This is a genomic window from Porphyromonas somerae DSM 23386, assembly GCF_000372405.1.
GTDB classification, from domain to species: Bacteria; Bacteroidota; Bacteroidia; order Bacteroidales; family Porphyromonadaceae; genus Porphyromonas_A; species Porphyromonas_A somerae.
In genome coordinates this window covers 66538-77896 of the sequence record NZ_AQVC01000004.1, presented here as the reverse complement: position 1 = coordinate 77896, position 11359 = coordinate 66538, and the positions used below count along the sequence as shown (strand labels likewise).

Genomic DNA, 11359 nt, shown 5'->3' with positions numbered 1-11359 from the left:
GATATCCGCGGTGCTCTTCTTGTCTCTTCTTTTTCTTCGCCTTCATCTCTATAACTTCGTCTAACCCAGAATCTAGGTACCTATGAACCCACTCCAGGATCGTAGTCCTACCAATAGGAACAAGGTGTGAAATCTGGGTGTAACCTAAGTTTTCCTCAAAATAGAGGTGAATAACTCGGTCAAAATAAATCTTCTGGAGTTGACTCCTTTTTACAAACTTACTCATAAAAATCTATCTATGAGTCAACTTTTTCTAGGACAAGACATCCTAGAATGGGTTGTCCGACCCACAAGGGGTCGAAGGGTGGGGGTGGGTCGGTTTTTGCTCCCCTAGTCATCAGCTCTACGAGCCTCGACTAGTGGCTATGATCCGTCTGACCTCCCACGAGGGGAGGTCATTCATGGCAAGACCTTTCTAATGGGTAGCCCCTGATTACGCGGATGGGGCCCTCTTATTATCGGAATAAATTGGTATCTTTGAGGGTAGTTATGGGCAAGTTTGGAAGTCATATTTCTGCCGTGGGCAAGGCTGTTTGGCGATGGCTGAAAAGGGTCAATCCTTTTCTGCTATTTGCTATATTGTTTCTTATTAAGATCATTATTCCCAGCAATACAAGTGTTTGGACTCAGCTGAAGTACAGCCGTACCCTTGACAAACAAGAGCGAGAAATACGAGAGTTGAAAAGGGAGATAGAGAAAACTAAGGTGGCGAAAGAGGATCTCTGGATTGAGAGAGACCGCTTGGAGAAATTTGCTAGAGAGCGGTACCTAATGAAGGAGGAGGACGAAGAAATTTACCTACTTAAGTGATGAGTAAGCATACTAAATATGACAATAGGTGGGTAAGAAACCTACAAACAATCGGTCCTATTTTGGTATTGATTGGGGCTATCTTATTTGAGCCCGACTACACAAAACCCTATAGTGGCTGGTTGGTAGCAATAGGTGGTGGCATGGCTGCAATAGCGACCCTTTTGCAAATAAGTAGCAAAGGAGGTAGCGAGGAGAAAAGGATTCGTCGGCTGGATCGCATGACGTTCATTGGGCTATTGATCTATTTAGTATCTGGTGGTTTTATGATCCAAGGCTCCAATATTTGGTTGCCACTATTTGCAGTAGCCACTGTATTTTATATCTACGCTCTATTTGCAAAGGATAGAGCTTTGAGAAAGGAGAACAAGTCATGACTAGAGATGGCGATAGAAGGTTGGTAATCATTCCCACCTATAATGAGATTGAAAATATCAGAGCAATCATAGAGGCGGTGATGGACCTACCAATACCTTTTGAGGTGCTGGTGGTAGACGACAATTCGCCCGACGGCACAGCTAAGGAGGTTCACAAGATCATTGAAGAATACCCTGAGAGGGTGCATATCCTAGAACGCGAAGGGAAGCAAGGGCTTGGCACCGCCTATATTGCAGGCTTTAAGTGGGCTCTTGAGAAGAGGTACGACTATATCCTTGAGATGGATGCCGACTTTAGCCACAACCCAAAGGATCTGGTCCGTCTCTACGAAGCCTGTGCCGTGGAAGGTGCCGACCTAGCCATCGGTTCAAGGTATGTGAAGGGGGTCAATGTGGTCAATTGGCCACTAGGTAGGGTGTTGATGAGCTACTTTGCCTCGAAGTATGTCCGCATCGTCACAGGGATGAAGGTCAATGACGCTACCGCTGGCTTTGTTTGCTATAGAGCTGAGGTGCTTCGGACCATCCATCTGGATGAGATCCACTTCAAGGGATACGCCTTTCAGATCGAGATGAAGTATACCGCTAAGATGTGCGGGTTCAAGCTGACTGAAGTGCCAATTGTATTTGTCAACCGTGTACACGGCACTAGCAAGATGAATAGTAGCATCTTTGGTGAAGCTTTCTTCGGAGTGCTGAAACTGCGTTGGTGGGGGATGACCCGAAAGTTTCCACAGAAAGGAAGTGTGCAACTAGAGGAATAAAAGAAAGAGAGAGACCATGTCTATATTAATCAAAGGAGCGAATATAATCAACGAGGGGAAGAGACTAGAGAATGCTTCTATACTGATCGAAGGTGAGCAGATAGCTCGCATCTACACAAGCGGGGACGAGCTACCAACTGCCGACAGGGTAATTGAGGCAAAGGGACTTCTCTGCCTGCCAGGGGTGATTGATGATCAGGTTCACTTCCGTGAGCCAGGGCTCACCCACAAAGGGGATATCGCCTCAGAAAGTCGTGCTGCTATTCTTGGTGGCGTGACCAGTTTTATGGAGATGCCCAATACGATGCCACAAACCATCACCCTAGAGGCGTGGAAGGACAAGATGGAGATCGCAAAGAAAAGCTCCTTTGCCAACTACTCTTTTTACTTCGGTGCTACGAATGACAATGCCCCTCTCCTCACACAAGTAGATAGGAAATACACGCCTGGGGTGAAGGTGTTTATGGGTGCCTCAACGGGTAATATGCTGGTGGACCACGACGATGCCCTAAGAGCTATCTTTAGAGATTCTCCTCTACTTATCGCCACTCACTGTGAAAGTGAGGAGGTGATTCAGCGGAATAAGGCTAAGGTCATTGCCGAAGTGGGCAACGACCCAGATGTAAAGTGGCACCCCGTTATTAGGAGTGCTGAAGCGTGCTACGAAAGTAGCCTAAAGGCTAGCCAACTAGCCAAGGAGGCTGGAGCTAAGCTACATATCCTCCACCTAAGCACGGCTAAGGAGCTGGAGCTACTGGACGAGAGCCAGCACATCACGGGAGAAGTCTGTGTTCATCACCTTTGGTTTACGGATCAAGACTACGAACGGCTTGGTACCCGCATCAAGTGGAACCCAGCCGTCAAAACCCTTCAAGATAGAGAGGCCCTAAGAGAGGCCGTAAGGTGTGGCAAGCTCAATATCATTGCCACCGACCACGCTCCACACCTACTCTCTGAAAAGGAGGGCGGTGCACTTACCGCAGCCTCAGGAGGGCCACTGGTACAGCACTCACTGCTGATGATGCTAGAGCTAGCCGACCAAGGGGTATTCAGTATAGAGCGAGTGGTTGAGTGTATGTGCCACAACCCAGCCGACCTATTTGAGGTGGAGCAGCGTGGATATATCCGTGAAGGGTATTTTGCAGACTTGGTGTTGGTCGATCCTAATAAGCCTTGGACGGTCTCAAAAGACAACATTGCTAGCAAGTGTGGTTGGAGCCCACTAGAGGGGCACACCTTTGAGCATAGTGTCGTTTCAACCTTTGTTAATGGCACTGAGGTAGTCAAAGATGGTGCAGTAGTAGCTGACTTACCGAAAGTTGCTCGCCCACTTACGTTTAATCACAAGGAATGGAGATGAAGCCACGGTACCAAATACTTCTTCTCGCCCTACTCCTATCTCTATTTGGCATAGAATCCTATGCACAGATAGATATGGACAAGCAACTGCGTGAGCGAAAAGAGAAGAAAGATGACTATGACGACTCGGACAGAGATCGCCTGAATAGTCTCTTTTCCTTTTACCTTACACCACGAACAGGAGACTTGCAGAGTGCATCGGTAGATACGATGATGCTCAATTACCATAGCCGTGCATTTATAGAGGGGCTTAGTGTGGCAGAAGCTTATGCCGGCACCTATGCCTCGCCTTATCAATCAAAAATCTACTTTGATCGCCCTATCAATCGGTGGGGGCAGTTTTTCTTTACCCAACCCTATGGTCATCTATTCCGTAATAAGCAACGGATGCAATGGTACGACACAAAGACGCCCTACACCTTTTTGAAGTACCTCACCGTGGGGAATAATGAGAATAAGGAGCAAAACTTCACCTTCACCTTTTCTTCCAACCTCGGCAAGGAGTGGAGCTTGGGTGGCGATATTGATATTGACTATGCCAATGGCTATTATGCCCAAACAAGCAGTAAAAACTTTACCTATCGGGTATTCTCCTACTATCGGGGCGACCGATACCAAGCCTACGCTTCGATGGGCAATACCAATGCCACCAATCAGGAGAGTGGAGGTATTACCGATATGCGGTACGTGACCAATCCCGATGACTTTATGGATGGTCGGCGTACCCTACTCCCCAAGGATATCCCTACACGCTATAAATCCACGTGGAATAGGATGGTTTATGGCTCGGGTCGCTTTCACCACAAGTATCGATTTGGCTACTATCAGGATAAGGAGGGCAATAGGCTAGATAAAGAGGTAGAGGAAATGAAGTCAGAGCTACCCTTGCCCGAAGAGTCTACCCAACTACCACCAACCGAAACAGCAAGTAGCCTACCCACGGATAGTCTTATGCCCGCACCATTGGAGTTGCCAGTAGATACCCTCACGACAACCCCCGTCCCACAAGGGCCTGCGAGGCGACGACTAGGAAAATCCTCTGGGCAAGCGGAAGTACCTACGGAAGACGAGGAGGATGAGGCGGAGGCAGAAAAGGCGAATCGGGTATTTGTGCCTGTTGCTGCCATATTTCACGACTTTCAGCTAGAGAAGGGGAGAAGAGAGTGGGTCTCTCTTGACCCTGCTTTTGAAAAAGAGTACCCCAATCCGGTCATTCCTCGGCCGGCAGGAGCACGATACTTCCCCAATGACTCTTTTTCTACCCTTTGCATTAGCAATACGGTAGGTGTGGAAGTGCTGGAGGGCTTTAAGAAGTGGGCAAAGATGGGCATCGCTGCCTTTGTGGCTCATGACTACCGTAAATACTCTCAGCCACTTATGAATTGGGCCGATGCTCAGCGTCTAGAAATAGATGAGGTGGAGAAAAACGAAGCGACCGAAAACAGTCTATCTGTTGGTGGTCGCATCAGTAGTAACTCCTTTAAGTACTTTGACTACTATGCGTGGGGACAGGTAGCTCTCATCGGAGCACAAGCTGGTGAGGTGGAGGTGAGTGGTCAATTGAATACCCACATCCCTCTACTGGGACATACAGTGACGGTCTCGGCAAATGTGGACTTCCAAAATATCCAACCCTCCTACTACCTTAGGAAGTTCAAAGCAAGTCTCCACGAGTGGGATAGGTCGCTCAAGATGATACAATTGCTCAGAGTGGGAGGCTCAATGAATATTCCTTTCACCAAGAGCCGAATCTTTGCCAATTTTGAGACGCTTCAAAACCCCATTGCCCCTGATGTAAAGGGCATACCAGTGCAGACGGAGTTGAATACGAGGGTCATTTCAGTTGGATTGGATCAAAACCTCAGCTGGAAGATACTTAACTGGGAGAATAGCGTCATTTGGCAGAGTAGTAGCCACCATGACATCACCTCACTTCCTATGGTCTCCGTCTACTCCAACTTTTATCTTAAATTCCTAGTAGCTAAGGTGATGACCCTACAGATAGGGGCAGATGCCAAGTGGCATACCGCCTACTACGCACCTTACTATGAGCCAAGTACCCAGCAATTTAGACCGCAAGAAGATATTAAGATTGGTGGTGAAGCCCCTCTACTCAATGCTTACGTCAATGCCCACCTCAAGAGGGCTCGCTTTTTCGTAAAGTACTACAATGTAGGGGCTCTACTCTTCAAACCGAGTCACTTCACGATGCCCAACTACCCGCTTTACCCACCAGTATTGAGGATGGGCGTCGCAGTTGATTTAAGAAACTAAGCAATAAGGATACGATGTCTCAACTCTCTAAGTCCAAGCGCGTGACCATTGCTAATGGCTTTGCCATTTTAGCCGCAGCCCTCCTCATGTGGGTTTTTACCACACGTAGAGCTCAACGACAGACGGATCAGCCCACTTCAACGGTTGTCAAAGTGGCTGTCGACCTTTCGCCTGATGGGCTTAGAGTAGACTCTCTTGGGGAGATGACGGGGCGTGCCAAGAAGCTATTGGAGCTAGTTTTACCGCAAAGGGAATATGAAATAGTGCCTTTTGCCACTAGGGGCGAGGCAATAGAAAAGTTGAAAAAAGGGGAGGTGCAGCTTTATGCTACCACTATGCCTCTCTCTATGGCAAATAAAATTGAGGGCACAACGCCTACTGAATGGCTCTACACCTCTAGCTTCAATCTTCTCCACAAGGCGAGTAATACCAATTGGGAGGCAAACTTTACTGGAGAGGAGCCGGTCACGGTATGGGTGTCACAGGAAGACCAGGCTGCCATTACGATTGTAGAGAACCTAGCGGAGCTCAACTACCCTAGCCTATCAATAGAGAGTAGCGAGCTACCTACGATGCAATTGGCGACAAAACTCTCTAAGGGGGAAATCGACTACCTCATCTGCGATAAAAACCTAGCCGATGCGATTGTGGCAGTAGATAGCACGCTACAAAGCTCCAAAGGCATTGGCTTTGAGCTACAGCAGGTATGGCTAGTGAATGCGACTGCAGATAGCCTCAAGGTAGCAATAGATAGTGCGATTATCGCCAAGAGGGGGAGCCAAGAGTGGCTAGAAATAATCAATGAATTAGAGAATAAATGAATATAGACAGAGATAATATTACAAAGCACGAAGACTTTTACTCCTTTGGACTTCATCCAACGGTATTGGATGGGCTAGATGCGATGGGGTTCAATCATCCCTCACCTGTCCAAGAGGCCTCTATTCCCCATATACTTGAGGGGCAAGACGTGATTTCGTGTGCTCAGACAGGTACGGGAAAGACCGCTGCCTTTGTGCTACCAATTCTAAGCGAACTGGCGTCGGGCGAGTATCCCGAGGAGTATGTCAATGCTGTCATCATGGCACCGACGAGAGAGCTAGCACAGCAGATTGACCGACAGATTGATGCCTTTTCCTACTTCGTCAGCGGGGTGAGTGCAGTACCTATCTATGGCGGTACTGGTGGCATTGAGTGGGAGCAGCAGAAGCGGGCTTTGCGTATGGGGTCAGATATTATTGTCGCCACTCCAGGGCGCCTGCTTTCACATATCAATCTCAACACTGTAGATCTCTCACGTGTCAGTTTCTTTGTGCTTGATGAGGCCGACCGAATGCTAGATATGGGCTTCTTTGATGATATTGTGGAGGTCTACAAGTTACTGCCACAAGATGTACAGACGGTGATGTTTTCGGCGACAATGCCTGATAAGATACGCCGACTTGCCAAGGAGATTACTAAGAATGCAGTAGAGATAAATATTGCTATCTCTCGTCCACCAGAGTCGATTGACCAAAGTGTCTACTTCTGCAAAGAGGATGAAAAGCTAGCACTTCTCACACAGATATTTAAGGAGAGAGAGGAGACTAAGTCCATCGTCTTCTTTGGCTCTAAGGATCGTGTCAAAGAGGCCTACCGACTACTTCGTAGCAATGGCTACAAGGTGGCACAAATGCACTCCGACCTAGACCAATCGGAGCGTAATGAAGTGATGAACGACTTCAAGAATGGACATATAGAGATCATTGTGGCTACGGATATTCTATCAAGAGGAATCGACGTGGATGATATCCAACTAATTGTCAATTACGATGTCCCTTCCGACCCTGAGGACTATGTACACCGCATCGGTCGTACCTCTAGAGGGACCAATCTAGGTGGAGCTGCCATCACCATTGTCAATCAACGAGATAAAGGCCGCTTTATAGATATTGAAAAGTTCTTGGGGTACAATGTACAGCGAAACAGCCTGCCAGAAGGATTCGTTGCGCTATCCGAAGAGCAAGAGAAACCAAACGAAAAGCCTCGCAATCAAAGACGAGGGAGGAATAACAATCGAAACAGAAACCGAAAAGGAGGGTCACAACAAAGACCTCAAAACAATAAAAGAAGGAGAAGAAATGGAGCCAACAACAATAAAGTTCAAGGAAGAGGAGCTAAACCAACTCAAAAGCCAGCTACAAACTCCTAAGCAGATCACTCTGATAGGACACGTATCTCCCGACGGAGATTCTCTCGGCTCCACCCTTGCCCTCTCGCTACTTCTTGAAAAGCTGGGGCATACTACAAAGGTGGTACATCCTACCGACTTTCCCCCTAGCTTTGGATTTCTAAAGGGGGCTGATGAAGCGATCATCGCAAAGCACCAACCCGAGGAAGCTACCCAAGCCCTCCAAGAAGCGGAAGTTATTTTCCTTATGGACTTCAATGAGCTAAAGCGAGTGGAGCAATTGGAGAGTGCTCTAGCCAGTGCCACTGCATTTAAGGTGATGATAGACCATCACCTGCACCCCACTAGTGATGTAGATCTCTGCTTTTCTTACCCCGAGAAGCCAGCTACCTGCTTACTCCTCTTTGAGATAATAGAAGCCCTTGGCTACAAGGAGTATATCGATCAAGCCATGGCCGAATGTCTCTATACAGGAATGGTAACGGATACAGGTGGCTTTAGTTACAACTCTCAAGACCCAAAGCTCTACACAACCATTTCTGAGCTGCTCAATTGTGGCCTTGAGAAAGACAGAATATCTAGCTACATTAATCGTAGCTACTCAATAGATAAGATACGCCTCTCCGCCCACTTGCTGGATAATAATCTCACCTTCTATCCGCAATACCATACGGCGATCATCACAATGAGCCAAAAGGACAAGCGGATGTTTGACTACCAAGTAGGAGATACCGAAGGATTGGTCAATGAGCCACTTGCTGCTAAGGAGATCCTCTTCTCCATTTTTCTCCACGAGCAGTCTAAGTACACCAAAATATCACTTCGCTCCAAGGGAAGCTTCCCGGTCAATCAATTTGCCAAGAAGTTTTTCAATGGCGGAGGTCACCTCAATGCTGCTGGAGCAGAGGTCTACGCCTCTCTCGCAGAGACTACCAAGATAGTTTTAGAAGCGATCAAAATAATGCACCCAAGCCATGAAGATGAGTGACCTGCTTCACTTCGCTGCCGAACCTCTCTGGTCAAAAGAATGGACCACAGAGAATACCCCTCAACTGATTGCAGGACCATGCAGTGCGGAGTCACGGGAGCAAGTGCTCGCCACTGCTGAGGCACTAAGCCACCATGGAGTGAAGCTATTCAGAGCTGGTATTTGGAAACCTCGTACCTACCCCGGACAGTTTGAGGGAGTAGGCGAAAAGGGGCTGCCTTGGCTTACCGAAGTACGCGAGAAGTATGGGATGCTCATTGGCACAGAAGTAGGCAACTCCCATCATGTAGAGCAGGCACTTAAGCACGGCATCGATTTTGTATGGATTGGGGCACGCACCACAGCCAGTCCCTTTGCCGTTCAGGAGATAGCAGAGGCACTAAAGGGCTGTGACCTACCAGTTCTTCTTAAGAATCCGCTTTCCCCCTCCCTAGACCTATGGCTAGGGGCACTTCTACGCCTGATTGACGCAGGCTCCAAAAAGGTTGCACTGATACATCGGGGCTTTGATATCGGGACCCACTCCTCACTTCGCAATACTCCGCTATGGGAATTGATATCCGAAGTGCGTCAGGTGGCACCAAATATCCCCATTTATCTAGACCCTAGCCACATTGCAGGAGACAAAGCCTATCTTCCAAAGCTTCTCCAAACTGCCTACCTCCTACAGTATGATGGGCTGATGCTCGAGAGCCATATCACCCCTACCAAAGCTCTTACCGACCCAGCTCAGCAACTCACCCCCGACGAATTAGCGGAATTGCTCCGAACCACCACCCCCTCCAACACAGCACAGCTGGAGTTGCTTAGAGATCAATTTACCACCACTGACCATCAGCTCATTGATCGCTTTGCTTATCGTCGCTTTCTCTCCAAGGAGATCGCCAAGGTGAAGCGAGAGCTTAGCTTAAGTCCTCTCCAAGAGGAGCAGTATCAGCGACGACTACAAGAGCTACAAGCCACTGCCGAAGAGTATCAAATACCCCAAGACCTACTCTCGCAGCTTTACCACTTGGTACATAAAGACTCCCTTGAGATACAGCGAGATAAAGAGACTATTGCACATCCTAGCTTTAGCACTTCGCAGCATACCATTACCCTTAGCGGGCTTAGCTTTTTCGCCTACCACGGGTTACTGCCCCACGAAAAGCAAGTGGGCAATACTTTTGAAGTCAATCTCACACTACACTTCCCCGCTGCTGAGGTGATGGAGAGTGGTGATCTAGAGAAAGGGATCAACTACGCCGAAGTCTACCAAATTCTTCAGCAGGAGATGGAGATAGCCACCGAGTTGCTTGAGACACTCACCTATCGAATACTCCAGAGACTAGGCACCGAATTTCCCCTCCTCACCAGTGCCACATTAGCGATCACAAAGCTGGCACCTCCTATTCCCAATTTTGATGGCGAAGGGGTCAGTTTCTCTGCAACAGCCCACTATAGAAAAGCATAACTAAAGGTTGATATTGATATGAAGAACTTTATATTTTGCAATCCCACCAAACTGATATTTGGTCAAGGAAGCATCAAAGAGATAAGTAAGCAGATCCCTCAAGGGAGCAAGATACTCCTCACTTATGGTGGAGGCAGTATCATCAAAAATGGCATCTATGACCAAGTCATCTCACAGCTCACGGGCTACGAGATAATCCCCTTTGGTGGCATAGAGAGCAATCCAGATGCTGCCACCATCGACCGAGCCATTGCCACAGCGAGAGACGAAAAGTGTACATTTATCCTTGCCGTAGGAGGTGGGTCAGTGATAGATGCCAGTAAAGCGATAGCGATGGGAGTTAAAGCCCCTATGAACTGTTGGGAGATGGTCACCACCTATTATAGGGGAGAGTGCCTTCCACTCGGTACCGTCCTCACCGTACCAGCCACCGGGTCAGAGATGAATCCAGGTGCCGTTATCTCCAATAGAGCCACCCAAGAGAAGTTCTCAATGGTCGGGGAACATCCTGTTTTCTCCATACTCGATCCCACCTATACCTACACCCTCAGCCAACACCAAGTGGCTTGCGGTATCGCCGATGCCTTTATGCACACCCTTGAGCAATACCTCACCTTTCCTGGTCAGAGTGGCGTGATGGATCGAATGGCAGAAGGGTTGCTACTCAATATTCTAGAGATAGCCCCTCGCCTGATTCAAGATCACACCGACTACGATACCGCTTGCGAGTATATGCTCTCTGCTACCTTTGGGCTTAATTACTTCCTAGCAATGGGCGTTGAAGAAGATTGGCTAACCCACCGACTGGGACACGAGCTCACCGCCCTTGCAGGGGTAACGCACGGTGCGTCTCTCATGATGCTCCTACCCTCCGTGATGCGCGTAATGCTACCAGAGAAGCGGGATAAGATCATCCAAATGGGCCGAAGGGTATTCGGCATAAGTGGATTAGATAACGATGCCACCGTCCAGGCTACCCTGCAAGCGGTAGAGAAGTTTATCCATAGCCTTGGCCTTGCCAGTTCAATGAAAGAGGGTCAGATTGCCTCCGAAGTGGCTGAGGAGATGATTCGTCGCTTCCACCAGCGTGGAACTCCACTAGGCACCCTTGAAAGTGCCACACCCGATAAGATTCAGCTCATCATTGAGGATTCAATGAAATAA

10 protein-coding genes and 1 pseudogene are annotated in these 11359 nt (G+C 48.3%); 10 read left to right on the top strand and 1 reads right to left on the bottom strand.

Annotated features, from left to right (window positions below; translation table 11 throughout):
• A pseudogene (locus A3GK_RS0101400) lies at window positions 1-226 on the bottom strand (hypothetical protein); the annotation flags it as partial.
• A 263-nt stretch (window positions 227-489) separates the two neighbouring features.
• Between A3GK_RS0101400 and A3GK_RS0101395 the strand changes: the two are divergent.
• The 10 genes from A3GK_RS0101395 to A3GK_RS0101350 are packed head-to-tail and all read left to right on the top strand — an operon-like array spanning window position 490 to window position 11359.
• Window positions 490-810, top strand: coding sequence for an FtsB family cell division protein (locus tag A3GK_RS0101395; protein ID WP_018027742.1), 321 nt, complete (start codon window positions 490-492; stop codon window positions 808-810).
• Window positions 810-1187: a hypothetical protein gene (locus tag A3GK_RS0101390; protein WP_018027741.1), complete on the top strand. Its 378-nt coding sequence runs from the start codon at window positions 810-812 to the stop codon at window positions 1185-1187. The genes A3GK_RS0101395 and A3GK_RS0101390 overlap by 1 nt, the downstream gene beginning before the upstream one ends.
• Entirely contained in the window at window positions 1184-1951 is a 768-nt protein-coding gene (locus A3GK_RS0101385; RefSeq protein ID WP_018027740.1) for a polyprenol monophosphomannose synthase, read from the top strand. The genes A3GK_RS0101390 and A3GK_RS0101385 overlap by 4 nt, the downstream gene beginning before the upstream one ends.
• Before the next feature lie 16 nt (window positions 1952-1967).
• Window positions 1968-3311, top strand: a complete 1344-nt coding sequence (locus A3GK_RS0101380; RefSeq protein WP_018027739.1) for a dihydroorotase — start codon at window positions 1968-1970, stop codon at window positions 3309-3311.
• On the top strand, window positions 3302-5584 hold the full coding sequence (locus tag A3GK_RS0101375) for a putative porin (RefSeq protein WP_018027738.1): 2283 nt from the start codon (window positions 3302-3304) through the stop codon (window positions 5582-5584). Before A3GK_RS0101380 ends, A3GK_RS0101375 begins: the two co-directional genes overlap by 10 nt.
• A gap of 14 nt (window positions 5585-5598) precedes the next feature.
• Window positions 5599-6405 carry a type 2 periplasmic-binding domain-containing protein gene (locus tag A3GK_RS0101370; RefSeq protein ID WP_018027737.1) on the top strand — a complete coding sequence of 269 codons (807 nt, stop codon included), beginning with the start codon at window positions 5599-5601 and terminating at the stop codon, window positions 6403-6405.
• Window positions 6402-7775, top strand: a complete 1374-nt coding sequence (locus A3GK_RS0101365) for a DEAD/DEAH box helicase (protein ID WP_018027736.1) — start codon at window positions 6402-6404, stop codon at window positions 7773-7775. Before A3GK_RS0101370 ends, A3GK_RS0101365 begins: the two co-directional genes overlap by 4 nt.
• Window positions 7705-8742 (top strand): DHH family phosphoesterase, encoded by a 1038-nt coding sequence (locus tag A3GK_RS0101360; RefSeq protein ID WP_018027735.1) that lies wholly within the window; start codon window positions 7705-7707, stop codon window positions 8740-8742. Before A3GK_RS0101365 ends, A3GK_RS0101360 begins: the two co-directional genes overlap by 71 nt.
• Complete coding sequence (folB, locus tag A3GK_RS10235; RefSeq protein WP_244860709.1) at window positions 8735-10195, top strand: dihydroneopterin aldolase; 1461 nt, start codon at window positions 8735-8737, stop codon at window positions 10193-10195. The genes A3GK_RS0101360 and folB overlap by 8 nt, the downstream gene beginning before the upstream one ends.
• An 18-nt stretch (window positions 10196-10213) precedes the next feature.
• Window positions 10214-11359 (top strand): iron-containing alcohol dehydrogenase, encoded by a 1146-nt coding sequence (locus A3GK_RS0101350; RefSeq protein ID WP_018027733.1) that lies wholly within the window; start codon window positions 10214-10216, stop codon window positions 11357-11359.